Below are 25,075 nucleotides of genomic sequence, written 5' to 3'. Positions count from 1 at the left end.
CCAGCTTAACCGCTTCGGCGGTGTGGTACGCTCCCGGGTATGCTGGATAACCGTTCAGTCCCGGTAAATACAGTGTTACCGCACATCGTTTACCGGAACATTCCCGACGCAATCGATTGGCTGACCAGGGTGTTTGGATTCAAAGAACACTATCGCTATGGAGATCCCGTCAGCGGCGCTCAGATGCATCTCGGTGATGCCTGGATCATGCTCAGGGGAGTACGCGAAGGAAGCGCGTCTCCATCGCAACTTGGCCACAGAACACAGACCTTAACCATCTTTGTCGACGATGTCGATGCTCACCTCCTCCAAGCCAAAGCGAGCGGAGCAAAGATCATTGAAGATCTTCAGGAGACCATCTACGGCGAACGTCAGTATGGCGCAGAAGATCTGGATGGCCACCACTGGCTCTTTTCTCAACACGTTCGTGATATCAGCCCCAGCGAATGGGGAGCGACCATAGCCAAAAGCTGAGCAGTTCCATCTCCACGAATCCGGAACAGAAGCTGCCCAGCTTTGCAGATGCAGATTGAACCGGTGCCTACGCCGGGGTCGCAGCGTTAATCAACAGCAAACTCACCATACCTTCGGTGGTCCGCTTATGCGGCGTCATTCTCGGCACCACCAGCATGTCACCCTTGTTCAGCGTGATCGTCGTATGCCCCTCCGACTCCGGCGCAAGCCACTCCCCCGGCTTGGTCTGCCGCGCATTCTTCGGCGTACCGCCAATCTCATACTGCGTCGAGCCGTCTAGCACCTGGAATACGTGGTCGCGGTGCTGGTGGTATTCAAACTCCTTCGCCGCCTTCTTCTCTTCCGCGCTGATCGTGATCGAAATGCCCACGTTGCCCTGAACAATGTCCTTGGCGGCAGGCGCTTCCTCAAGACTCTTCACCATGCCTTCGAGCGTCGCCGCCGGAAACACCTTGAAGGTCGCACGCGGCTCGGCTTCGGCAGGCGCGGCATGAAGCAGCGTATCCGTTAGGGGGAGAGCGACTGCGGCGGCAAGGGGAGCCGTCCAGAGGAAGTTGCGGCGAGTTTGTACGTTAGCCATGCAAAAAAGTGAATCATATCCGAGCTGTTCGCGCCACCATTGTTGCCACCTAAATGCGTTCACCGGCTACAAGAGACATCCTTGTAACCGGTGAACTGTGCTCATACAGGTTCTTACTCTGAAATCCCCGCCAACCTCAGCGCGGCCCATCCTCCTGCGGAACTTCCTGACCTTCGCCGGGGAACGGCCATTTGCGCTCAATCGGCTGCTGCGCTTCACGAGTCGCCTTGGGAACGTTCGTGGAAACCTTGAGATTCTCTATGAAATGAACACCCAGCTTACCTGCAGTGGCCAGGTCAATATCGCCATCATGGTCCAGATCTTCCGCCACAATCTGCGTCCCGATACCCGCCGTACCATTGACTGAAATCGCCGTCCGCGTAAACGTGCCCGTCTTGCGATCGATCCGGTAAGCGTAGATGACCAAAGGATCATAAGACCCCGGATCGTTCCCCGAGTGGCCGCGATACCGCTTCCCAGTCACCAGCACCGGCACTCCATTGCCATCGAGGTCGACCAGCTTCAGCGCATGAGACTGCGAGAAAGATTCGTCAATCGTATGCCGCTTCCAGACACGGTGCGCCGTCGTGCCCGTCTGCTCCAGCCAGTAGACACCATAGCCATGCCCCTGCCCGTAGATCAAATCGATCTTGCCGTCATTGTTGACGTCGTACCCAAGAATCGGAAACCCAGCGTCGCCAAGCCGCCAGTCCTGATGCCATATCCACTTGTCATGGTCTGCATCCACATTTTGAAACCATCCGGACGGCGTCAGGATATCCGGCTTACCGTCACCGTTGATATCGGCGACACCGATGCCGTGACCATCCTGCTCCTTGCCGCCAACGTGATGCACCTTGGGCGTAGCTCCGGAAAAGTCAACCCAGATCACACCCGAATGGTTATAGTGGGCCAGCGCAATATCCGGCTTGCCATCGCCGTTGATATCTCCCTCGGCGCCACCTTCAGTGTCATAGCTATTCGTGATGAAGTGCTTCTGCCACATCGCACCCGGCTTCTTCGGATTCTCGTACCACCACAGCCCATTCGAAATCCATCCTGTCGTTACTATGTCAGGCGCGCCGTCGTGGTTCACATCAATCGTCCACTCGCCGCAGTCGGAGACAAACTCGTTGTGCACCCCGACCGTCCTGTACTGATGCTGCTTCCACTCGCCACCATGCGGACCCGGATTTTCATACCAGTAAGCGCCGCTCACCAGGTCCTTAAATCCGTCGCCATTCATATCCAGCGTCGTGATGCCTTCCGCATGGTCGGTGCCCAGGCGGTGCGTCAGAAATGCCAGCCGCGGCTTGCCATCCGGTCCATTACCCGGAGTCGGCTTGCGAAACTCCGTGGCATGACTCGGGTCCTGCGCCTGAGCGGCAGCACCGGCGCCCACGACAAGAAGAAAAGCGAGCGAAAGAGCAGTGATTCTCATAAAAATTTTGTACCCGAACTTTCTTTTGTAGAACCTGCGATTACACCAGTTTCATGGTGGTGGGATTCCAATGAACGACATTTCCCTTCGCCATGCTCAGGTTGCTGAGCAGCGCTGCGCCCGCCGCACGGAAGCCAAACTCCGCATCTTCCACCACCGGCTTGCGCGTACGCACCGAGTCGAAGAAGTTGTGGAAGTGGTCGTAGCTGTCGCTATAACCCTTCGGCGCGACAAACCGCTCCAGGCCCGTCTGGTGCATCTCCGTCAAGGGTTCCAGCGGATACTTCTGCCGGTACTTCGCGATGTACTCCTTCTGCATCGCATTGGTGAACGTGCTGACGGTATATCCCGGCTCCTTCTCACGCGGCACGCGATTCAGGATGACGGAGTTGCCCGCAATCTCGATCGTGCCTTCCGAGCCGGTAAAGAGCAGTCCTTCGCTCTCCTCCCCGCCGTCGACAAAGTTGACGTGCAGGCTCAAATTAAAGCCCTCAGCATAATCAAACAGCGCCAGCATCACATCGGGCGCGTCACGCCCATCCTTCCAGTAGCGGATGCCACCCGTAGCCATCGCCCGCGTCGGCCCATGCGACCCGGTGATGAAGTGCGTCCCGCTAAAAAGATGAACAAACAAATCGCCAGCCACGCCGCTGCCATAGGCCTTCCACTTGCGCCACTGAAAGAAGTGTTCCGCGTTGAAAGGAATCTTCGGCGCCGTTCCCTCAAAGCGCGGCCAGTCGCATGTCTCCGGGCTCGCATCCAGCGGAATCGAGTAGTCCCACGCGCCGATGGCGGAGTTCCTGTCCCACCGCGCCGTCACCATGTTCAGTTGGCCGATAGCACCCGAGGCAAGCAGTTCCTTCGCCTTTGCATAAATGATGGAGCTGACCCGCTGGCTCCCCACCTGAATAATCCGCTTCGTCGACCGCGCTGTCTCGATGATCTCCGGCCCATCCGAGTACAGATGGATCATAGGCTTCTCGCAATAGACGTCCTTGCCCGCCGTCATCGCGTCCACCGCAGCCTGCTTGTGCCAGTGGTCCGGCGTGGCGACAATCACGGCGTCAATGTCCTTCCGCGCCAGTATCTCGCGGTAATCACGCGTCGTGAACACGTCATCGCCCCACACCTCTTTGCAGTGCGCCAGCCGACCATCGTAGCAATCGGCAACGGCAACCAGCTTCACTCCCGGAACCCGGACTGCCCATCCCGTATCTCCCTGGCCCTGGATCCCTGCGCCGATGAGCGCAATCTGGATATGGTCGTTAGCGGATATCGTTTGTCCCGTTTCACGCGGCTCTTGGGCAATCATCTTCAACCCGGATCCAGCCGCGGCAATACCTGCGGCCTTCAAGAAGGCTCTACGATCCAGACTCATCATGGTAAGTTCGATCTCTTTCACAACACAAAAATGGTCTTTCAGTTTCCAACAAAAAAGTTATGTCATATGAGCCGTGCTGTCCAGTGCGATACAAATGAGGAGCAGCGCGAGAATACGATGCCAGTCAAATCAATGGCTGTTTCCGCATCGATAAACATCAACTCGATGCAGTCCAGCACCCGAGGCATAGTCCATGAAGAACCTATCCAGTGCAGTCTGCGTTCTCATCTTTTTTGCACTCGGCTGTAATTCATCTCAAGTACCAAATCATTCGTCTAACATTCGACAACAGTCATCCCGACAACAGGCCCGCACCACTCAAGCCGGAGCCACCAGTCAGCCCTTCGACTACTACCTGCTCAATCTCTCCTGGTCGCCCGAGTTTTGCCACAGCCATACCACCGCAGCCGAGTGCGCCCAGCACCGTGCCTTTACCCTGCATGGCCTCTGGCCTCAAAACAACACCGGCCCTTACCAGATCCTCGATCTCTTCGCAAAGACCAACCCATCGTTCCCTCCCGAAAGCCTCGCTCTCAGCTGCGGCAACAACTACCTTACCGCCATCGAAGTCTGCATGAGCAAAACTCTCCAACCCATAGCCTGCGGAGCGATTCGCACCTGCCGCGCCAACACCGTTCGCATCCCGCCCCCTCGCTAAGAGCTAGTCCGCCAATGCAGCCAGGGGTACAGCGAGCCTTCAGCCCCGCTTCTCAAACCCGCTGCGAAGCAGCCTCCGCTCTGCGGAAGGCCGGAGTGAAGGCGAAGCCGAAACGACTGATCTATTGCCGTTGCGTTTCGCCACCCGCCACAAACCTCAAAAATACCGGCAAAAATCTTGTCAAGCCCCGAAATCATCTAACCGACTCAAAACAAACACGATATCAATTGCAAAAGAGTTTTCTCCAACCGCCTATAATAATGAAAGCAGAAATCCAAAAAGCCCCGGGCAAAATTGCCGGGGCTTTTCATTTTCTCAAAGGTCGATACCGAAGTCCGGACCTAAAGTATCTACTTCGAAGACTTTAGGACCTTAAGTACAGGAGGGGGATACCCTCCAGAAAGGAATACAGGATGCGCGCAGACCTATCCTTTGGGGGGAGCCTTCAGTCCCATCTCCGCCATCACCATCTGCAGGTCCTTCCAGGCCTCGCCCTTCTGCCGGGGATCGCGAAGCAGAAACGCCGGATGATAGGTCACCACCACCTTCGCCCCTCGGCAGCTATGCCACTGGCCACGCAGCGAAGCCAGCGACTGCTTCACGCCGAGCAGATACATTGCAGCCGTAGCACCCAGCGCCACGATCACCTCCGGCTGCACCACGTCGATCTGCTTCACCAGGAATTGGGTGCAGGTGTTGGCCTCGACCGGCTCCGGAACGCGGTTCGCCGGCGGCCTGCACTTCACGATATTGGCGATGTAAACCTCTTCCCGCTTCAGCCCCATCGCGCCAATCATGTTGTTCAACAACTGTCCGGCCTTGCCCACGAAAGGAACACCCGAGGCGTCCTCGTCCGCCCCCGGCCCCTCACCTACAAACATCAGCCGCGCCCCTGGGTCGCCATCGCCAAAGACAATATTGCGCCGCCCTGCATAGGCGAGAGGACAACGGGTGCAATCCCCAATCTCCTCCCGAATAGCCTGCAACGCCGCAACTCGCTCCGATGCAGGAATGCGATCCTCAGGCATGGGTGCAAGATCATTGAAACTAACCAGCTTGGGAATGACCGGCTCCTGAAAACCACGGATTGGAGGAGTATCAGCAGGAATGGGCGCGACTTCCAAAGCGATCGGCGACGGATCCGTCGCAGATACCGCGGCAGCCATTTCAATCGCTTCTATCGCAACTGGTTCGCCGCGACGGTAGAAATCATGAATCCCCATGTCGCGGAAGTATTCGACGTACGCCCGCAATTGCTGCTCTCGATCTCCTGCCATGGTTCTATGCTATCGCGCGCAGCTAAACCGTGGGGTCGAGCGTCGGCGCTACAACCTTCTCCATCAGCACGAACTTCACATGCCCCTGCCTGATCTCGTCCTGAGCCACGCGGCATGCTTTCGTCGACTTGGCATCGATCAGCGGAACCGCGCCGGACTGCAACTGACGCGCCCGTCGCGCCGCACCTTTGACCAGACTGTATTTGTTGTGGAAAGCATTCTCAATCGTCATGCGTTTCACCCCGTAAGCAGAATCTACCTCAGCACCGCGCAATGTCCCAGATAATTCGGAGCCAATCGTGGACAATTCGTAGTGGGTGCCGTCCATTATCTGCCAAAAGTGCCCAGCGCGCTGCTGAGCCGGGGCGAAGCAGCATCCGTTCTGCAACTCTCGGCCACTGCCTGCACTCCATCGCGTGCCCCGCGCTCAAACAAAACAATCGCCCGCATCTCCGCCACTGCCTGGTCGAGAACGTCATTCACCAGCGCATATTTGTAGTCGCCAATGCGCTTCAACTCATTCCGAGCCTCAGCCAGCCTGCCTTCAATCACGGCCTCCGAAGTCACCTGCTCCGCCTCGCTGCGGTTGCGCAGCCGCATCTCCAAAACCTCCGGACTTGGCGGCAGAATGAAGATCGACACCGCCTGGGGCAGCTTCTTCATCACCTGCACCGCGCCCTGCACATCGATATCGAGCAGCAGGTCTTTCCCCGCATCTCTGGCATGTGCCAGCGCCGAAACCGCCGTTCCGTAGTAGTTGCCAAAGACCTCGGCCCACTCCAGAAAATCACCCGCCGCGACCATCCGCTCAAACTCTTCCCGGCTGGTGAAGTGATACTCGCGGCCATCCTCCTCAGAACCTCGCGGAGAGCGCGTCGTATACGAGATCGAGAAATCCAATCCCGCGACCAACGTCCTCAACTGGCTCACCAGCGTTGATTTTCCTGACCCCGAGGGTGCCGAAATAATAAAAAGTATGCCTGCCATCCGTTCGTAACACCCTGTCTATGCAATCTATCTGCACGTTATCTTTACTCCAGGTTCTGAACCTGCTCGCGCGCCTTCTCGATCTCCGCCTTCATCTCCAACCCAAGCTCGGTGATCCGCAAACCATCCACACCTGATGCGCTGCTCGTCTTTGACAGCATCGTATTCGCCTCGCGGTTCAACTCCTGAAGCAGAAAATCCAGCCGTTTGCCAAGCTCTCCTCCTGCATCGAGTATCGCTATAAAGTGCTCGACATGCGTGCGCAGTCGAACGATCTCCTCGTCAACATCGCTCTTCTCTGCCAACACCGCAGCTTCGGCAAGCAGGCGTTCCTCGCTCACCAAAGTCCCCTGAATCAACTCGGCCAACCGCGAGCGAAGCCGCTCAAATAAAGCATCGCGCACTCCGCCGCGCAGCGCTGCAACCTCCGTTGCAAACGCCTGCAATCGCAGCATCGATGCACGCAACTCGACCGCCAGCGCTGCGCCTTCCTGCGCGCGTCCCTCATTCAACTTGACTACCAGCTCATCCACCAGCGACAGAACCGCCTCATCGAGCCCTTGCATCGCCTCTTCGCTCACGTTGCTCTCAGCGCTCATCAGGCCGGGAAGACGCAACAAGGCATTCATGTCCGGTTCGCCCGCCAGTCCGTGTAGTGCTGAAGCCTCTCGGAACGCCTTCACATAAGCATCGAGCAGCCCGGCGTTCAACTGGATCTGCACATTTGATTTGCGCTCCAACTGCAACGTAACGTCAATGTGCCCACGCCGCAGCTTCTCCTTCAGCGTTCGCCGCAACTGTATCTCCAGCCCATCGCAGGAGGACGGCAACCGGAATTGCAGATCGAGAAATCTGTGGTTCACACTCTTGATCGTCAGCGTAAAGCCAAGCTGCTCTTTCACGGAGCCGCGCACACTCGCATACCCAGTCATCGAATACACAGCGCTCATGCAATTCCCTCCAAATCCGTCTGCACCCGAGCAGCTTCACCATTGCCCGCGACGTTCCCCTCATGTCCGCTGAACTGCAAATCATAGAGTCGCCGGTACGTTCCCGATTGCAATAACAGCTCATCGTGCGTGCCCATCTCTGTAATTCGGCCGTTCTCGATCACTGCAATTCTCGTTGCCCGGCGAACCGTCGAAAGCCGATGCGCGATCACAAATACCGTCCGTCCCTGCATCAGATTGGCCAGCGCGGCCTGCACAAGATGTTCGCTCTCCATATCCAGAGCAGACGTTGCTTCATCGAGGATCAGGATTGGCGCATTCTTGAGGATCGCGCGCGCAATCGCCAATCGTTGCCGCTCACCGCCACTCAGGCGAACGCCCTTCTCACCGATCATGGTGTTGTAGCCTTCGGGCATCTTCATGATGAACTCATGTGCCAACGCCATGCGTGCGGCCTCTTCCACCTTGCTCATCGGAACATCCGGCTGGCCATACGCAATGTTGTTGCGCACGGTGTCGTTGAAGAGCACAGTCTCCTGCGTCACTTTTCCGATCTGTTTTCGCAGCGAAACAATGGTCACGTCCCGCAGGTCATGGCCGTCCAACAGAATCCGTCCTTCATTCACATCGAAGAAGCGCGGGATTAGATTTACCAGCGAAGATTTGCCTGCTCCACTCGGCCCGACGAACGCCAGCACTTCGCCCGGACGCACAGTGAAATTGATGTTCTGCAGTACCTGCTTCGTCTCTCCCTCGCTCTCATAAGCAAAGCCCACATCTTCGAATTGGATCTCTTTGTTGAATCCCTTCAACACATGCGCATGCTTCTTCTCCTGCACATCGTCCTGCGCATCCATAAATTTGAAGATGTCTTCGCTGGCTCCAAGTGCCTGCTGGAAGCTGTTATAAAAGAGCGCAAATTTGCGCACAGGATCGTACAGCGTAAACACCGCGATAAGAAATGTGACAAATGATCCCGCTGTCATCTCGCGGTGCAGAATTCGATCCCTGCCAAACAATAGCAATAATGCAATGCCCACCGATCCAAGCGCATCCATCAAAGGTGAGCTGATCGCCTGCACGCTCACCGATTTCAGATTCGCCTGGAAGAGCCGTTTCGCCGCCCTGCGGAAGCGGTCCGTCTCCCACAACTCCATTCCAAAGGCCTTCACGATGCGATTGCCTGTTATCGTCTCGTGAAGAATGTTCTGAATCTCCGCCAGCTTATCTTGCCCTTTGCGTGTGGTGTGCCGCACACCCCGGCCAATCCGACGGGCCGATGAGATGACAATGGGGACAAACAACAGCAGCACCCACGCCAGCTTTCCACCGACGACAATCACCACACCGATCGTGAAAAGCAGCGTAAAGAACTGCTGCAGAAAATCGCTCAACACCGTCGACATTGCATATTGCACGCGCTCAATATCATTGATCAAAGTCGACAGCAGGGTTCCGGTCGCGTGCTTCTGAAAGAACGCGACAGAGCGTCGCAAAATCGCATCGTAAAGGTCGTTGCGCAGGTCCGTAATCATTCCGAACCCGGCATAGTTCACCAGGTACGTTCCCGCGTAATCGCAGACCGATTTCAGCAGCGCAGAGACCACCAGAGCATAGGCAACAATGGTCCATGAATTGTGAAAGTGGTTGGGGACAAGAAAATTCAGGTCAAGCGTCCAGCCCGTATGCGGCACCGGAAAATTCAAAACTCTCTTCGATTCCTGCGGACTCAACACATTATCGAAGATGGGCTTAACCAGTAGAAGCCTGAAGGCAGTCATGGCTCCCACAACGGCCATCAACGCAACAGATACCACCGAATACAGCGCATAGGGCCGCACGTAGAGCAGTAATCGCCAGATACGCCTCAAGCCACCACTCTCCCGGTCATCGTCATCGCCTTCGGCATCTCACTATTCTATTGGCTATCTCTTTTTATCCCTTACTAGCTATCTTTTTATCGGGGCATGTCCCGGTGCGACGTCTTCACCCTATAGCCCGCAGCCGTCAGCCGCTTCTTCATCTCTTCGGCAATAAACACCGAGCGGTGCTGCCCCCCCGTACAACCGAAAGCTACTGTCAAATAGCTCTTGCCTTCCTTGATGTAGTGCGGCAAGAGAAATTTCAGCATGTCCGTCGTCTTATCCAGAAACTCCGCCGTCTGCGGGAACTGGCGGACGTACTGCGCCACCTTCGGGTGCTTTCCGGTCAACTTGCGAAACTCCGGCACAAAGTGGGGGTTCGGCAAAAACCGGACATCGAACACAAGATCTGCTTCTGAGGGGACGCCATTTTTGAAGCCAAAACTCGCCGATGAGATCGTCAGATTTTGATCGCTCGCCTCACGCTCAAACTGGGCGTTGATGTGTGCCCGCAGCTCGTGGACGTTGAACTTCGTTGTGTCCAGCACAATGTCCGCGACATTCCGGATTGGGTCCAGCCTTTTGCGTTCCGCCCGTATCGACTTGATAACGGTATTTGTGCGCCCCATGGGATGCGGTCTCCGAGTCTCGGAGAAGCGTCTGATGAGGGCATCCTCGCTCGCCTCCAAGAACAGAACACGCGTCGGCAGTGTCCGGCGGACTCTCTTCAGGATCGCTGGAAATTCGTCCAGCCCCATTCCTTCGCGAACATCGACTACCAAGGCTGCGCGCTGTATCTCAGCGGACTGACGCACCAGATCCGCAAACTGTGGCACCAGTTCAAGCGGCAGGTTATCCACGGAATAATATCCGAGGTCCTCAAAGGCCTTCAGAGCGGAGAGCTTCCCCGATCCGGACAAGCCCGTCAGAATCACGAGCTCGCCCGTGTTCACCGCCCCGATGATTTTCTTTGCAGCCTTCTTCGCTATCTTGCGTGGCATGAACAAATCCTAAAGCATTCTTAGGATTTCCGTGCGAGCCACCTTATGGCACTTCGATCAATTCCATCTTTCCATCGCGCTTCCGGTGTAGAACCATTGCCTGTCCGTCGTGATCCCGAAACACAAAAACGTCCCGATCGCGAAAGGCCGCCTCTTTGACGGCTTCCTCCAGCGTCATTGGTCGCAGCGCCACCCCGTCGGTCGAGCGCGCAACATGCGGCTCCGACAACGGCGAGGTTGATGGAAACGAATGCACCAGCATAGGCACGGCTTTCCGCCCTGCACTGCTCTTCGCCGCGACCCTGCCGGCGGTGGGCTTGGCAGCCGCTACTTCCTCTTCGACCGCTTCACCCCCGAGAACCGTATCGGACTTGCCGTGCCGTTTGATGGTCATCTTTTTCTTTTTGTGGCGAATCGCCTGTTGCTCAATCTTGTCCAGGGTATCGCGCAAGGCAATTACCATCTCAGTCGATTCACACGTCGCCACCAGTTTCTGGTTTCGCGTCAGAACCGTCACTTCGGCGATCTGCCGGTACTTGTCCGTGGCCAGAATCACATGCACATTGCCTGCATTGCCGAGGATCTTTGCAATCCTGGCCAGCCCGACTTCGGTCTGCGTCTTCAACTTCTTTGTAATGGTTGCCTGTCTGCCGGTGTACTCAACATCCATATCGATTACCTCGTATACCTTCGATGCGATCAACGGACCCGGCGTTGGTGCGTGCTTGGAATCTGCATGTCCTCGCGATATTTTGCCACCGTCCGCCGCGTCACCTGAATTCCCTGCCTTTGCAACTCAGCCGCCAGTTGATCATCCGTCAACGGCTTCCGTTCATCCTCTTCTTCGATCAACTTCTTCACCTTGCGCTTCAACAGGACCAGCGGCAAGTCGCCACCCTCCGGGCCATTCACGCCTTCCGAAAAGAAGAAGCGCAGTTCAAACACGCCCTGAGGCGTATGCACGTACTTGTTGGCCACCGCGCGACTCACCGTGGAAGGATGCACGCCGATCTCTTCGGCGACCTCCTTGATCATCATTGGTTTCAGAGCATTGACGCCATGTTCCAAAAACTCCGTCTGTCGCCTGACAATCACATCGCAGGTCCGCACAATGGTATTTTTTCGCTGTTCGATATTTCGCAGTAGCTGGATCGCGGATTTGTACCGCTCCTTCACGTACTCCTTCACTTCTTTTTCCGTCTGCTTTTGTTGCAGCATCTTGCGATAGCTCTGGTTGAGCCGAAGCGTAGGCATGTCCTCTTCATTCATCAGAACGATGTATTTGTCGTCCCGCTTCACAAACGCGACATCCGGTTCAATCAGCCGCGCTTCGCTCTGGTTGTAACGCTGCCCGGGACGAGGATCGAGCGTCCGTATAAACTCAACGGCGGCCTGTACCTCTTCCGCGGTGCGTCCACAACTCCGCGTCAACTCGCGCATGTCCTTCTTCTGCAACAGCGCCAGACAATGGGTCACCACATGGGTCGCGATACTGAAGATGTCTACTCGGCCAGCTTCGTCAGTGACAGGATGAGCTTGCTCGATCTCTCCATAGTCTTCATCGCTGCTGCCGGCATCGTCTGCCGGCGTTGCTTGCCGTCGACGCAGCACAAGGGCTGCCTCGCCCTGTTGCGCGTTAATCTGAATCAGCAGGCATTCACGTAGGTCTCTCGCTCCAACACCAACAGGATCGAGAAAATTGACGATCGAGCGCGCCTCTTGAACTACCGCAAGGAGTGCAGTCCGTCCCTCATCCTTTTCCGTGGTTTCTGTGGCAGTAGCAGCAATCTCGATCGAGTCCTGCGCACCGCCGCTGGCAATCTCGGCTGCCGGGGGCTGCATCTGCAAATCAGAAGGCTGAGCCTTGGCGCGCCGATCAAATGAAATCGGAACAGTCTTGACCCTGCGCTCCAACGACATCAAGCCATCGACGAGTTCCTCATCGGTGGCTGTGAGATAGCCGTTCTCATTGAGGTTTCCAACCACCAACTCCGCCGCCGCACGCACCTCCGGCGATAGCGTCAATGACCCAAGCTGCCACGCGAGGTGGTCGCTCAGCGTGCTTGGCTGCGAAAGAAAATTCTCGAACGAGGGCTTGTCATATTCCTCAAAGTTTGAGGCCGTTCGAAACCCGGGATCGAGATAGTCCTGAAAGTAACTTCCGAAGTCGATCTCGTCGAAGGGGTCCTTCTCTTCCCGCTCGCTCGCCGCCACCACTTCTTCCGCTGAACGTTCCCGATCGCCCTCAATCCCCGCCCGCTCCTCCAGCGAGACGGCGGACTCCTCAAGTTCTTCGAGCACCGGATTTTCCACCATCTCGGTGTTGATCATCTCTTTCAACTCAAGCTTGTTCAGCGCCAGGACGCTAACCATCTGCACCAATCCAGGCGTCAGCACCTGGCGTTGCGAAACCTTCATATTCAGCTTGGGTTGCAGCAGCAAATCTTAACCTCTCATGCTTCCGGCCACAGTCTACACGCCTTAAATCATTCTCGCTGTAGTCTAACGCTGCGGACGGCTATGTATGACGCACCTATAGTACTCGCCCTTACAACAGAAGTTGTACCGCACTAAGCCATTGAAAAATTCTCGCCCAAATAGATCCGCCGCACTTCGGCATCCCGGCCCAGCTCTCCTGGCGTACCCGTACGAAAAATCCTACCTTCATTGATGATGTAGGCGCGGTCCGTCACCGATAACGTCTCCCTCACGTTATGGTCTGTGATCAGAACGCCAATCCCGCTCTTCTTCAAGTCGAAGATGATCTCCTGCAGATCCAGCACAGCAATGGGGTCGATCCCCGAAAACGGCTCATCCAGCAAAATAAACGCCGGTTCGATCGCAAGGCAGCGTGCGATCTCTACACGTCTGCGCTCGCCTCCGCTCAGCGCATAGCCCCGTGTCTTGCGAACATGGCCGAGATTCAACTGCTCAATCAACTTCTCAGTGCGCGTCCTCCGACTCTCCCAGCTCAACTGCTGCGCCTCCAGGACTGCCAGAATATTGTCCTGCACCGTCAGCTTGCGAAAGACGGAAGGCTCCTGGGGTAGATAACTGATGCCATGGTTTCGCGCGCGCAGGTACATTGGCAACCGGCTGATGTCCTCCCCATCCATCAACACCCGTCCCGCGTCCGGGCGAAGCAGCCCCACAATCATGTAGAAGCTCGTCGTCTTACCCGCCCCGTTCGGTCCCAGAAGTCCCACGACTTCGCCCTGCTCGATCTGCAGGCTTACGCCTCGAACGACCTGGCGTCCGCCATACGACTTGCCGATCTCCTCCGTCGATAAAATCTTCATCGATCCTTTTTCACCCGCGTCTCTGTGCGCACCCTCTGCTTACCCTCCACACCATTCGAAACACCATTAGAAATCATGACACTCTCATCCCCGGCATGAAATCGCAACGACGTCCCCGTCACTGTTCCGCGCGTATCATCCATAATCCTGGGCGGAGCAGCCGCCGTACCCGTCATCACAAACATCCCATCGCTCGCCGTATAGACCACGCGCTCGCCGGTCGCACGGCGCCCAGGCTGGTCAATCTCAATATGCCCGGTTGCCACCACCCGCTCTACGCTGCCCCCCATAAATCCACTCTGTCCAACCGTCAGGGCATTGCTGGAGGCTGCTTTCTTCCCGGCTTCCTTGGCCGCCTGCAAGTAAACCACGGCCTCCTGCCCTCGCATATGGCCGTCGGCGTTCTCAACCTCTACTCCTCCGCTAAAATCCGCCTGCCGCGTCGCGTCCGAATAAGTCAGTTCCCTACTCACCACCCGCACAACTTCAGCCTTCCCCGGGCCTAGCTTTCCCGCATCAGCCTTCGGATTCCCAGCATTCACGAGCACCGTATGCACAGGCATCGCAGCTTCCTGTCCAGTTCCATGAGCCAGCAGTCGCTTCTCCTTCTGATCAAACTGAAGCATCGGGGCCTCCACCTGAGAACCGCCCTGCCAAAGACGAGCCGGATGTCCAGCGACGCCGTAAAAGGTCGCCTGTCCCGCATCATGCTTCAACACAGCGCGTGAAGCCAGCACATGCACCGGCTCGCTCCCACCTCCGGAGAGTTTATAGCTGGCCTTCACCGCACCATCCGCCTCGGCGTCCCCCGTCTGCTGCTGCATCGCAATGCGGTCTGCCAAGAGCAGGCTTCCCGCATCCGTCAACTGAACTCCACCCGTCAGTGTCAGCCGCTGCGTCGCCCCGTCGTAGGCCGCCCGCGCGGCGATGGCCTTCTCTTGCTGCGGTACGTTCGCATCCTCCGGCTTCTTCACCGGCGTCTGCGTCATTACCACATTCCCCTCCTGCACAGCGGTCGAAATCTCGTCCGTCGTGCTGCTACCGTGCCCCGCCCCCGTCTTGAAATGAACCTCCAGCGCATCTCCCGAACTTGTGTTGACGGCACCGGCATCGCTCACTCGTCGCACCATCGTATGCCCGGTCCCATTCACCACCGAAAGCCGCCGCACGCCATCCAGCGCCACAAAATGCGTTGTCAAGACATCCCCACCCAGATCGCTGCTCGCCATCGCCAGATGTCCCGGTTTACCTGTCGGACTCACCACCTGCAAACGAGCATCTCCAGTCGCCGTAGCCTCCTGCAACTGGGCCTTCCCCGCCTGGTCCGAAATCAAGGCAAGCTCTACCTTAGCCGCTCCAAGATCCCGCTCGCTCCAAGGCGCACTTGACGCCTCCGAAGCACGAAGCCTCTCATGTAACTGCACCGCACCCGTCAGCACCAGATGCTGAAGCCGACCCGCCTTATCGAAGGCAGCCTTCGCCTCAGCGGACTCTCCGCGGCCCTGGCGTAACGCTCCGTCTGCAATGTACCGCACTCCACCCGTCAATACCGCCGACTGCGGCCTGCTCTCAGCATTCAGCAAAATGCTTCCATTCGGAGCCACCACCCTGCCGCCATCGCCATCTGTCAGTGTGACCGCGCCCTGAGCTTCCATCCGCTCCGCCGATCCGTCGTCGCGCAGATGGACCACCATCTGCTGCGCCTCCGCCGTCTGCCCGACGCCTGCCTTCGCTCCGCCGACCAGCGCATACTTCGCCTGCGTCAGCACAACCTGTTTGGCGGGTCTATTCAACTCTGCCCGAGCCGCCGTCAGCGTCGCCGGCTGCCCCTGCTGTAATCCCACCACCTTCACGGCCGAGTGCAGCACCACCACGCCCGTATCCGAGTCATAGTCGGCGCCGACCGCATGGCCCGTCATCCCGCCATACTCAAACTCGATCTCCTTGTCCGTCGCCGCAACCCCCAGCTTTTGCATAAAGACCAGTCCGCTCGTCGTTACATGGATGATGTGGTCGCCCGGCCCAGCCTCCTTAGCACCTGCCAATTCACCTCCAGCCGCATAATCCCGTCTTTCCTTGGCGTCGGTTGGCGCCGGAGCCTGCAGGTCAAGATGCACTTCGCCCGTGGCCGTCGCCACCTGCTCCTTCTGGTCATACTCGAACTCGCTGCCATAGATGCGGTCGGCTCTGTCCGAATTGTGCCCGTACACCACAATCCCAACATCGTGCAGCGTGTATTTGCCATCCTTGTGCTGCAACGCCTTGGCAGCATGAATCGTATATATCGTTCTGCCGCCTAACGACTGCGAATACGTAAACGCGTCCGTCTCTCGCGTCACGTCAATCCCAAGTTTCGCCGGCAACTCCGCCAGAAACCGGTGCGCCCGATAGTGCGCATAGCCCAGAAACGCGATAATCACCGTTACCAGCAGGCCCGCGCCCACCAGCAACCAGATTCTCAGCCTTTCAATGGACACCGAAATACGCATCAACCCGCCCCATCTATCTTCTCATTCACCTTCACCAAAATGCGTTATCTGCGCTCCAGCCCTGTAAACTACTCTTATGGCCGATCAGCTCTACCTCAGCCTCTGGTTCCCGAACTTCCGCTTCGAGGCTCTCCCGGCCGCGATGGTCTCGGTCCTGCGCCAGTTCGCGCTCATCAGCGGAGGCCCCGAAGGCAAGCGTGTCGCAGCCGCCTCTGTCTATCCCATCAGTTTTACCGAATCCCCCACCTACCAGCGCATCTACGTCAACGACGACCGCGCCGAAGACTCCGAAGCCTCCATCATCGAAAACGCCGTCGCCGAGGCCACAGAGCAACTCCACGACGACATGGCCTACGAGTTCGAGATGAAGTGGAAGCTCTGGACCCCCCTGCATGATGACGACTTCCACAACCGCCTCGATCTCGGCCCCGACTCGGAATCCGCCGCGGCCTTTGGTCGTCTTGACACCACCTGGAAGCTCCAGCCCGCTACCGTCCGCATCCTTGGCTTCGGCCCCAACTTCGACGACGCCAGCTACGGGCAGAACGGCCATATACGCATCGACTTCGGCCTTGACACCCCCTGGATCATGGACGACACCGTCGAAGACACAGAACTCGATGAGGTGGCGCAGAAGCGTATTCAGCAAAACATCGAGATGCTGCTGGCCTTCACCCTTTCCGTAGAAAAGCACTGCGGCATCAGCAGCCGCCTCCTATGGACCGAGTCGGGCGAGCCTCTCGCCGAAAAGCTGATAGCCCGGCTACAGCGGCTTAACTAAGCAGCTCCAGAGAATCTCTATACCCAGAATATTGTCGTCCTTTGCCGGAAGTGGATGACCTGTTTTGTCTTTGGCATCCCCTGCGCGGAGTGAAATAAAAAGGCCCAGCGATAATCGCCGGGCCTTATTCATGAAAGACGCCTCACCTAAAAGTGATACGCAATACCGATCGAGGGTGACGAACTGACCTGATACCGATCGGTTTTAAAGATATTTCCCGGGAGACCGTAATCCGGCGTCTTGGCCACAAAGCCGCGATACTCGGCACGGATATCGAAGCTCGGGCTGATCTCATAAGCCAGACCCGCCCCAAACAGCCCGCCGATCTCTGTGTTCGACTTAGCGTCGATCTGGTAAGTCCCGTTGTCCAGCAGCGGGTGATAAATCATCACACCCGGACCAGCCTCGGCAAACGGATTGAATTTTCCAAAGTTCAAGCTGTAAACATACGCCGCGCTGTACTCCGACTGAAGCGTATGAATCCCACCCTGCGCCTTGCCGGAGACGATGTATTTTTCCGTATTTTGCGCATATCCGTAGTTCACTTCGAGCGCGCTGCGCGGCGTCAGCATGTAGCGGTAGCTGGCAAGCAGGCCCAGGGTCGTGGTCGTATCTTTCTGAATGGCATTTCCGTGTACTTCGGGCGCAAATATTCCTGAAGCACTAATGCTTACGTCCTGCCGGCTCTCCTGTGCATAACCGGCAACTGCTGTCAGCATCAATGCTCCCAGCAACAATATCGTCTTCTTCATTCTTCGCTAGATCCCTTCGAATTCGTCCGTGACCTTCTACGCTGTCCCACAGGCAACGCGTTTCGAAAGCAGTCACGAAGCGCCGTAGTCATTGTCCTTCATTGTAACCGCACCCGGGCCCGCAGAACGGCCTCGAACGCAAGAAGGCCGGAGGACAGCACGTCCCCCGGCTCTTTCTTCTGAGATTCCCGTTACTGTTGCGCGGAAGGTGGAGGTGGAGGCGGTGCGGTATCCTCGCCACCTCGACGATTCTGCCGGCGCTCCTTCATCTTCGCCAGCATGGCGTCATACTTCGTCTTCTGCTCGTCGGTTAGCACATTGCGAATCTTGTCCTGCGATGCCTGACGAATCTCCATCATCTTGCTTCGCTTGTCCGCCTGCGCCGTTGTGGTGTCCTCACGCAGGGCCTTCATCTGGCTCATGGTGTCGGCGTCGATGGCCTTTACCTGTGTCACCTGATCGGGAGTCAGGTTCAGCCGCTTGGTCAGCATCTCGACTTGGTGTCCGCCTCGTCTGCCAGCATGACCGCCCGGCGGGGGTGCCATATTGTCCTGCTGCTGTGGCGGCGGCGGTGGAGCGGTGTTGTCCTGCGCCATCATGGGTGCCGCACTCAGGGTAGCGGCACAGAGCGCCAACACGCCCGCCCGCATCATCGGTTTATAAAACGGATTACGAAACATCGTCATCTTCATCGGATACCTCTCTCGTGTCCATCCACCGGAGAGGTCGTCTCCGGCGCGTGAGTCTATCCATACAAACGCGCTTCCCAGCCAAAGGTTTCGATTTATCCGCCGAACCTAAATACCCCGTTCCGGCTGAAAACAGTAAGGATCGCCATGCGCCGCCGCATACGCCTCCACCACCTTCAAAAACGCGAGCGCTACATGTGACAAGCTGGCCTGCTTTCGATACACCAGCCTTAACTTACGCTCGATCTGGAGCTCCGGAATCTGCACCCTCACCAGAGCGCCGCTCTGCAGCTCAGTCCGCACCGTCAATCCCGGAACCAGAGCCACGCCATTGCCCATCTCCACAAACCGCTTGATCGCCTCGAGCGATGGCAGTTCCACGCCCATATGCAGAACGGTCTTATGCCGTTTGAACGCCTGAATCACCTTCAGCCGCTGCGGCGACGAAATATTGTGCGCGATAAAGTTCTGCGCTCCGAGCTGACGGATCGAAACCGTCTCCTCCTTCGCCAGCGGGTGCCGCGGATTCACCACAAATACCAGCTCATCGCGGTAAACCACCATCGACTTCACCTGTGCCTCGTCTGGCCGGAACGAGAGCACACCAATCTCCACCGAATGCATCAACACCTCATCCGAAATCCGGCTTGCCAGTGACCGCTGCACCGCCAGTTTGATGCGTGGATTCTGCCGCCGAAACTCATCCAGCAGCGGCAACAGATAGAGGCAGGTGTACTCATTCGCCGCAAGATTCAACCGCCCCCGATGCAGCGACCGCAGCTCCGTCAGGGCCACTGCCGCCTCACTCCGTAGATTCAACAGCTTAGCGGCATACTCCCGCAATAACTCTCCCGCGTCGGTCAGCGTTCCATCGCGCGAGGAACGCTCGAACAGCACCTCTCCAAGCTCCCCTTCCAGCTTGGCGATTGCCTGGCTCACCGCAGGCTGAGTACGATGAAGACGTGCCGCCGCCCGTGAAAAGCTGCGCTCCTCTGCCACTGCCAGAAACGTCTCCATCTGTACCAGATCCATGGCTCTCCCAGCTGCAACACAATTACCCAGTTTGAATACTTCGATTAGAATTACTGATACCAGTGGAAGTCATCATAAGCCTGCATTATGATCAAGTCCAGATTGAGAGTGCCAACTTCTATGGTTGACCCAAACAAGATCGTCTTCTTCGACACCACCCTCCGCGACGGCGAACAATCGCCCGGCTGCACCATGCATCACGATGAAAAGCTGCGCATGGCGCATCAGTTGGTGGCCCTCGGCGTCGACATCCTCGAAGCCGGCTTCGCCATTGCCTCCGACGGAGACTTCAAGGCCGTCCAGGCCATCGCCCGCGAGGTCAAAGGCACCCGCATCGCCTCTCTCGCTCGCTGTAAGCGCGAAGACATCGAAGCGGCAGGCCGCGCCATCGAGCCCGCTCCCAGCAACCGCATCCACCTCTTCCTCGCCTCCTCCGACCTCCATCTCGAATACAAGCTGCGCATCACCCGCGAGCAGGCGCTTGAACAAGCCGCCGAAGCCGTTCGCCTCGCCCTTACCTTCACCGACGATGTCGAGTTCTCCACTGAAGACGGGACCCGGACCGACCCTGAGTTTCTGCTCAAGATGATCACCGTCGCAGTCCAGGCTGGCGCCACCACCATCAATATTCCAGACACCGTCGGCTACACCACGCCCGAGGAATATGCCAACATCTTCCGCACGGTCAAAGCCCAGGTTCCCGGCATCGAAAAGGTAGTTCTCTCTACTCACTGTCACGACGACCTCGGCATGGCCGTGGCAAATTCACTCGCTGGAATCGAGGGCGGAGCGCGGCAGGTCGAGTGCACAATCAACGGCATCGGCGAGCGCGCCGGAAACGCCGCTCTCGAGGAGATCGCAGCCGCGATTATGGTGCGCCACGACCGCTTCCCCTATAGCCATAACATCAACATGACCCAGCTCTACCCGACCAGCCAGATGCTCGCTGAGGTCATCAGCTTTGGCTGCTCTCCAAACAAGGCCGTTGTGGGAGCCAATGCCTTCGCGCACGAGTCCGGCATACACCAGCACGGCATGCTGGCCAATCCGCTGACCTACGAGATCATGACGCCAGCTTCAGTTGGTGTTGCCAACACCAACCTTGTCCTGGGCAAACACAGCGGCCGCCGCGCCCTTGTAGAACGCTTTGAGAAGCTGGGGCATCCGCTCACTCGCGAACAACTCGACGAGGTCTATCACCGCTTTACGGAGCTGGCTGACCGCAAAAAATCTATCTACGACCAGGACCTCTTGGGTCTGCTGCAACCGGAAAAATCCGCAGTTGCTACGCACTAAGTTGTGTTAAAAGGCACGGATTCAGCTGGGCCAAAATTATTCAAACAACGATGGGCTTTAGCCCCTGAGGTACAAAGTATGCGTCTCAAAATTGCAGTTCTCGCCGGCGATGGCATCGGCCCCGAAGTTACCCGTGAAGCGACGAACGTTCTGCGAGCAGTAGCCGAACTTGGCGGCCACGACTTCACCTTCGTCGACGGTCTCATCGGCGGAATCGCAATCACAGAGACCGGCTCCCCGCTTCCCACAGCCACGCTCGATGCTGCCCTGGACTCCGACGCTGTGCTGCTGGGCGCGGTAGGCGACAATAAGTTCAATTCGCTGACTCCCGACAAGCGCCCTGAGGCTGGTCTGCTGCAGATTCGCCAGGCCCTTGGCGGCTTCGCTAACCTGCGCCCTTCCATCGCCTACAAGGCACTCAGCGCCAGCTCTCCGCTGCGCCCCGAGGTCACAGAGAACGTAGACATCCTCTTCGTCCGCGAGTTGCTCGGCGGTCTCTACTTCGGCACGCCGCGCTCCTGGAATAAAGAAACCAACGAAGCTGTCAACACCATGCGCTACACTCGCGACGAAGTTGTCCGGGTAGCTCGCGTTGCCTTCGAGCTTGCAGGCAAACGCCGCAAGAAAGTTACCTCCGTCGATAAGGCGAACGTCCTCGAAGTCTCCCAACTCTGGCGCGCCACCGTTACTGAAGTGGCCAAGGACTACCCCGACGTGACCCTCGAGCATCAGCTGGTCGATTCGATGGCGATGCACATCATGAACATCCCGCGTAACTTCGATGTTGTGCTCACCGAAAACCTCTTCGGCGACATCCTCTCCGACGAGGCTGGAGTCATTACAGGCTCGCTCGGCATGTTGCCCTCGGCCACGATCGGCGGCGCCGTTAATCTGTACGAGCCAGTCCACGGCAGCGCTCCTGATATCGCGGGAACCGGCAAGGCAAACCCGCTTGGCGCGATTCTTACGGCCGCAATGATTCTGCGCTACTCGGCAAACCTCGAGCAGGACGCCCGAGCCATAGAGCAGGCCGTCCACAGGGTGCTCGACGCCGGCTACCGCACCGCAGACATCGCCCGTGGCCACATGTCCGGCCAGCAAACCGTCACCACTCAGGAGATGGGCAAACGGGTCCATCAGGCACTGGCTGAATCCATCGACCGCCGCCAGTCCATGCACGGTGTATAGAACCGCGCTCTCTTATCCTGACGAGAGTTCTTTGTAGCTGCTTTTACTTCTGGGTACGCCAAGGCTTCAGCCCTGGCAGTCAAGCCAGCACAGATCGAGGGCTTAGCCCTAAGGTATGTTCGCAACCAATGCGCCGTCACCTCCAACTCGCCACCACTCTCCTCCTCATCACGGGAGCAGTGGCCACGAACGCGCAGATATTCAAACACAAAGAAAAGAAGCCCAAAGCAAATGTCGAATGGCTCTGGCAATACGGGCCGCCGCCAGCAGAAGGTCGCGAAAACGCTCTCGTCCTCGATCCACGTTTCGAACCTTTCCTGGCCCAATATCTCACTGCACCACAGACTTTCTGGAGCCAGACCGGACCGAAGCCCAAGTCACTCGCCGAAACCGCCCTCGACTTCCTCTCCGTTCCCGGCAAAGTTATCGCCGACCAGAACCGCTACCTCTCCATCACTGGCTGCGTCTTCCGCTTCTGCGCGGACCGCGGCCTGCTCTGGGTTGATCTCGGCGCTCCTCATCCGCTCGTTGTCTTCGCCGCCATTAATTGGATTCAGCAGAACAAAACCCCTGACCAGCCCGGCGCCGAATACACTCTTTGGGTTTTCAGCAACAATGCAATTGACCCCGACCATATTCCTGCTGCGCTGACGCACAGCATCGCTCGTTGGACAGCCGAGCCACCACTTGGCAGCAAGATTCTTCAAACCATATCCAACGCCATTCTTGTAGACCCCGACGGCAAGCCGCATCAGATCAAGCCAACGGCCATCGGAGCCAACACCATCGAGCAACAACCTGAAGCAAAGGCCAAATCATGAGCACAGCACCCAAAACATTATTCGAAAAAGTCTGGCAGCAGCATCTTGTCGTCGAGCCCGAGGGCGAGCCTACCATCCTCTACATCGACCTGCACCTCGTCCACGAGGTCACATCGCCGCAGGCGTTCGATGGGCTGCGCATGGCTGGCCGCAAGCTGCGCCGTCCTGACCGCACCATCGCGACGGTGGACCACAACGTTCCGACCACAAGCGCATATGACCGGCTTCACATCGTCGACCAGATCTCCGCCACGCAGGTCAACGCGCTGCGCAAAAATTGCGCCGAGTTCGGTATCGAGTTCTTCGACGTGCAGGACGCCTCGCAAGGTATCGTTCACATGATCGGGCCCGAGCTGGGAGCGACCAAGCCCGGCATGACCATCGTCTGCGGAGATTCCCATACCAGCACCCACGGAGCATTCGGCGCTTTGGCCTTCGGCATCGGCACCTCCGAGGTCGAGCATGTCATGGCTACGCAAACCCTGCCGCAGGACAAGCCCAGGACCTTCCGCATCACCGTAGACGGTGAGGTTCCCTTCGGCGTCACTGCCAAGGATGTCATCCTCCACATCATCGGCAAGATCGGTACCGACGGAGCCACAGGCTACGCCGTCGAGTACGCCGGTTCCGTCATCCGCGCCCTCTCCATGGAAGGCCGCATGACCATCTGCAATATGAGCATCGAGGCCGGCGCTCGCGCAGGCATGATCGCTCCCGACGAGACCACATTCGCTTACCTCAAAGGGCGCCGCTTCTCTCCTACTGGCGCTGCGTGGGACGAGGCCGTCGCCCATTGGCGCACGCTTCCCACCGATGAAGGCGCAACGTTCGACCGCGAGCTTCACATCGACGCAGCCTCACTGGCACCGGCAGTCACCTGGGGCACATCCCCCGGCATGACCACCACCATCAACGCCAGCGTTCCCACGCTCGACGAAGCCAGGACCGACGCCGACCGTAAGTCCTTCGAGCGAGCGTACGAGTACATGGCGCTCAAGCCCGGCACGCCGATGGAAGAGATCGCGATCGACACCGTCTTCCTCGGCTCCTGCACGAACGGCCGCATCGAAGACCTTCGCGCCGCCGCTGCTATCGTCAAGGGCCATCACGTTGCCACCAAGGTACGCGCCCTGGTCGTCCCCGGCTCACAGGCGGTCAAGCATCAGGCCGAGCAGGAAGGTCTCGACGCCATCTTCAAGACCGCAGGCTTTGAATGGCGTGAGCCCGGCTGCAGCATGTGCCTCGGCATGAACCCCGACATTCTGCAACCCGGCGAACGCTGCGCCTCGACCAGCAACCGCAACTTCGAAGGCCGCCAGGGTCGCGGTGGCCGCACCCATCTCGTAAGCCCCGAGATGGCCGCCGCAGCCGCCATCACCGGCCACTTCACCGACATCCGCAAGTGGAAGCAGAGCGAAGGAGGCTCCCGCTAATGGAACCCATCAACGTCCTCACCTCGAAGGCTGTCCCTCTGCCGCTGCCCAACATCGACACGGACCAGATCATCCCTAAGCAGTTCCTCAAGCGCATCGAGCGCACCGGCTACGGCGAGTTCCTCTTCTTCGACTGGCGCTATGACTCCGAAACGCCCGATGTTGTGAAGGAGCGGCCTGACTTCGTCCTCAACAAGCCCGAGCACAAGGGCGCAAAGATCCTCATCGCCGAAAAGAACTTCGGCTGCGGCAGCTCGCGCGAGCACGCTGCATGGGCGCTCAACCAGTACGGCTTCCTCGCCGTCATCGCGCCCACGTTTGCCGATATCTTCTTCTCGAACGCAGGCAAGAACGGCATCATCCTCGTCCGCCTCAGCGAAGAGGATGTACAGACGCTGCTCGACCGCTGTACCAAAGACCCTGAGCACAAGCTCACCATCAACCTCGAAGCCCAGACCGTCACTGACGATAAGGGCTTCCACGCGCACTTCGACATCGACCCGTTCCGCAAATACTGCCTGCTGAATGGACTCGACGACATCGGCCTCACCCTGCGCCACGAATCCGAACTGGACGCCTTCGAATCCAAACACAATAAAGACTTCTGGTCCGCACCCAAGGCCGCAACCGTTTCCTAATAGTCACCATAACGCTGACTCGCCGGTTCGCTGGCTAGCCGATTCG

The 25,075-nt window shown here is 57.8% G+C and carries 24 protein-coding genes; 8 read left to right on the top strand and 16 right to left on the bottom strand.

Going from position 1 to position 25,075, the window contains the following annotated elements:
- The first annotated feature begins 39 nt into the window (after window positions 1–39).
- Complete coding sequence (locus P4G45_RS04300) at window positions 40–474, top strand: VOC family protein (protein ID WP_348268443.1); 435 nt, start codon at window positions 40–42, stop codon at window positions 472–474.
- Window positions 475–541: 67 nt separating this feature from the next.
- Here the strand turns inward: P4G45_RS04300 and P4G45_RS04295 are convergent, their stop codons facing one another.
- From P4G45_RS04295 to P4G45_RS04285, 3 genes are all read right to left on the bottom strand, one after another.
- Entirely contained in the window at window positions 542–1,054 is a 513-nt protein-coding gene (locus P4G45_RS04295; protein ID WP_348268442.1) for a hypothetical protein, read from the bottom strand.
- Window positions 1,055–1,190: 136 nt separating this feature from the next.
- On the bottom strand, window positions 1,191–2,495 hold the full coding sequence (locus P4G45_RS04290) for a VCBS repeat-containing protein (protein ID WP_348268441.1): 1,305 nt from the start codon (window positions 2,493–2,495) through the stop codon (window positions 1,191–1,193).
- A 40-nt stretch (window positions 2,496–2,535) separates the two neighbouring features.
- Complete coding sequence (locus P4G45_RS04285; RefSeq protein WP_348268440.1) at window positions 2,536–3,876, bottom strand: Gfo/Idh/MocA family oxidoreductase; 1,341 nt, start codon at window positions 3,874–3,876, stop codon at window positions 2,536–2,538.
- A 193-nt stretch (window positions 3,877–4,069) separates the two neighbouring features.
- On the opposite strand from P4G45_RS04285, the gene P4G45_RS04280 reads away from it, so the two are divergent.
- Window positions 4,070–4,534, top strand: a complete 465-nt coding sequence (locus P4G45_RS04280) for a hypothetical protein (protein ID WP_348268439.1) — start codon at window positions 4,070–4,072, stop codon at window positions 4,532–4,534.
- Window positions 4,535–4,959: 425 nt separating this feature from the next.
- On the opposite strand, the gene P4G45_RS04275 is transcribed toward P4G45_RS04280, so the two are convergent.
- The 10 genes from P4G45_RS04275 to P4G45_RS04230 all read right to left on the bottom strand — a co-directional run bounded on the left by P4G45_RS04275 (window position 4,960) and on the right by P4G45_RS04230 (window position 16,399).
- Window positions 4,960–5,811 carry a uracil-DNA glycosylase gene (locus P4G45_RS04275; protein ID WP_348268438.1) on the bottom strand — a complete coding sequence of 284 codons (852 nt, stop codon included), beginning with the start codon at window positions 5,809–5,811 and terminating at the stop codon, window positions 4,960–4,962.
- Window positions 5,812–5,833: 22 nt separating this feature from the next.
- Window positions 5,834–6,043: a DNA-directed RNA polymerase subunit omega gene (gene rpoZ / locus P4G45_RS04270; protein ID WP_348268437.1), complete on the bottom strand. Its 210-nt coding sequence runs from the start codon at window positions 6,041–6,043 to the stop codon at window positions 5,834–5,836.
- 95 nt (window positions 6,044–6,138) lie between these two features.
- The gene (gene gmk / locus P4G45_RS04265) at window positions 6,139–6,798 is read right to left on the bottom strand and encodes a guanylate kinase (protein ID WP_348268436.1); all 660 of its coding nucleotides are present in this window, start codon (window positions 6,796–6,798) and stop codon (window positions 6,139–6,141) included.
- A gap of 44 nt (window positions 6,799–6,842) precedes the next feature.
- Window positions 6,843–7,748 carry a YicC/YloC family endoribonuclease gene (locus P4G45_RS04260; RefSeq protein ID WP_348268435.1) on the bottom strand — a complete coding sequence of 302 codons (906 nt, stop codon included), beginning with the start codon at window positions 7,746–7,748 and terminating at the stop codon, window positions 6,843–6,845.
- Entirely contained in the window at window positions 7,745–9,619 is a 1,875-nt protein-coding gene (locus P4G45_RS04255) for an ABC transporter ATP-binding protein (protein WP_348268434.1), read from the bottom strand. Before P4G45_RS04255 ends, P4G45_RS04260 begins: the two co-directional genes overlap by 4 nt.
- An 86-nt stretch (window positions 9,620–9,705) precedes the next feature.
- Window positions 9,706–10,611, bottom strand: a complete 906-nt coding sequence (gene rapZ / locus P4G45_RS04250; RefSeq protein ID WP_348268433.1) for an RNase adapter RapZ — start codon at window positions 10,609–10,611, stop codon at window positions 9,706–9,708.
- Between the two features lie 43 nt (window positions 10,612–10,654).
- The gene (hpf, locus tag P4G45_RS04245) at window positions 10,655–11,281 is read right to left on the bottom strand and encodes a ribosome hibernation-promoting factor, HPF/YfiA family (protein ID WP_348268432.1); all 627 of its coding nucleotides are present in this window, start codon (window positions 11,279–11,281) and stop codon (window positions 10,655–10,657) included.
- A 29-nt stretch (window positions 11,282–11,310) separates the two neighbouring features.
- Window positions 11,311–13,029 (bottom strand): RNA polymerase sigma-54 factor, encoded by a 1,719-nt coding sequence (locus P4G45_RS04240; RefSeq protein WP_348268431.1) that lies wholly within the window; start codon window positions 13,027–13,029, stop codon window positions 11,311–11,313.
- Window positions 13,030–13,181: 152 nt separating this feature from the next.
- A complete protein-coding gene (gene lptB, locus P4G45_RS04235) occupies window positions 13,182–13,910 on the bottom strand; it encodes an LPS export ABC transporter ATP-binding protein (RefSeq protein ID WP_348268430.1) in 729 nt (242 codons plus the stop codon).
- Window positions 13,907–16,399, bottom strand: coding sequence for an LptA/OstA family protein (locus P4G45_RS04230; RefSeq protein ID WP_348268429.1), 2,493 nt, complete (start codon window positions 16,397–16,399; stop codon window positions 13,907–13,909). The genes lptB and P4G45_RS04230 overlap by 4 nt, the downstream gene beginning before the upstream one ends.
- Window positions 16,400–16,475: 76 nt before the next feature.
- Between P4G45_RS04230 and P4G45_RS04225 the strand changes: the two genes are divergently transcribed.
- The gene (locus tag P4G45_RS04225) at window positions 16,476–17,180 is read left to right on the top strand and encodes a hypothetical protein (RefSeq protein ID WP_348268428.1); all 705 of its coding nucleotides are present in this window, start codon (window positions 16,476–16,478) and stop codon (window positions 17,178–17,180) included.
- A gap of 146 nt (window positions 17,181–17,326) precedes the next feature.
- Here the strand turns inward: P4G45_RS04225 and P4G45_RS04220 are convergent, their stop codons facing one another.
- The 3 genes from P4G45_RS04220 to P4G45_RS04210 form a co-directional block, all read right to left on the bottom strand.
- Window positions 17,327–17,932 carry an outer membrane beta-barrel protein gene (locus P4G45_RS04220; protein WP_348268427.1) on the bottom strand — a complete coding sequence of 202 codons (606 nt, stop codon included), beginning with the start codon at window positions 17,930–17,932 and terminating at the stop codon, window positions 17,327–17,329.
- A 191-nt stretch (window positions 17,933–18,123) separates the two neighbouring features.
- Window positions 18,124–18,624, bottom strand: coding sequence for a Spy/CpxP family protein refolding chaperone (locus tag P4G45_RS04215; RefSeq protein ID WP_348268426.1), 501 nt, complete (start codon window positions 18,622–18,624; stop codon window positions 18,124–18,126).
- Window positions 18,625–18,729: 105 nt separating this feature from the next.
- Window positions 18,730–19,653: a LysR family transcriptional regulator gene (locus P4G45_RS04210; RefSeq protein WP_348268425.1), complete on the bottom strand. Its 924-nt coding sequence runs from the start codon at window positions 19,651–19,653 to the stop codon at window positions 18,730–18,732.
- Window positions 19,654–19,773: 120 nt separating this feature from the next.
- Between P4G45_RS04210 and P4G45_RS04205 the strand changes: the two genes are divergently transcribed.
- The 5 genes from P4G45_RS04205 (at window position 19,774) to leuD (ending at window position 25,029) form a co-directional block, all read left to right on the top strand.
- Window positions 19,774–20,949, top strand: a complete 1,176-nt coding sequence (locus P4G45_RS04205; RefSeq protein ID WP_348268424.1) for a 2-isopropylmalate synthase — start codon at window positions 19,774–19,776, stop codon at window positions 20,947–20,949.
- A 78-nt stretch (window positions 20,950–21,027) separates the two neighbouring features.
- Window positions 21,028–22,137 carry a 3-isopropylmalate dehydrogenase gene (gene leuB, locus P4G45_RS04200; protein WP_348268423.1) on the top strand — a complete coding sequence of 370 codons (1,110 nt, stop codon included), beginning with the start codon at window positions 21,028–21,030 and terminating at the stop codon, window positions 22,135–22,137.
- A 128-nt stretch (window positions 22,138–22,265) separates the two neighbouring features.
- A complete protein-coding gene (locus P4G45_RS04195; RefSeq protein WP_348268422.1) occupies window positions 22,266–22,958 on the top strand; it encodes a hypothetical protein in 693 nt (230 codons plus the stop codon).
- On the top strand, window positions 22,955–24,391 hold the full coding sequence (gene leuC / locus P4G45_RS04190) for a 3-isopropylmalate dehydratase large subunit (RefSeq protein ID WP_348268421.1): 1,437 nt from the start codon (window positions 22,955–22,957) through the stop codon (window positions 24,389–24,391). The genes P4G45_RS04195 and leuC overlap by 4 nt, the downstream gene beginning before the upstream one ends.
- On the top strand, window positions 24,391–25,029 hold the full coding sequence (gene leuD, locus P4G45_RS04185; RefSeq protein ID WP_348268420.1) for a 3-isopropylmalate dehydratase small subunit: 639 nt from the start codon (window positions 24,391–24,393) through the stop codon (window positions 25,027–25,029). Before leuC ends, leuD begins: the two co-directional genes overlap by 1 nt.
- Window positions 25,030–25,075 lie beyond the last annotated feature (46 nt).

Source organism: Edaphobacter paludis (genome assembly GCF_039993895.1).
GTDB lineage: Bacteria > Acidobacteriota > Terriglobia > Terriglobales > Acidobacteriaceae > Edaphobacter > Edaphobacter paludis.
The sequence above is the reverse complement of the archived record's forward strand: the minus strand, read 5'-3'. Positions and strand labels throughout refer to the sequence as shown.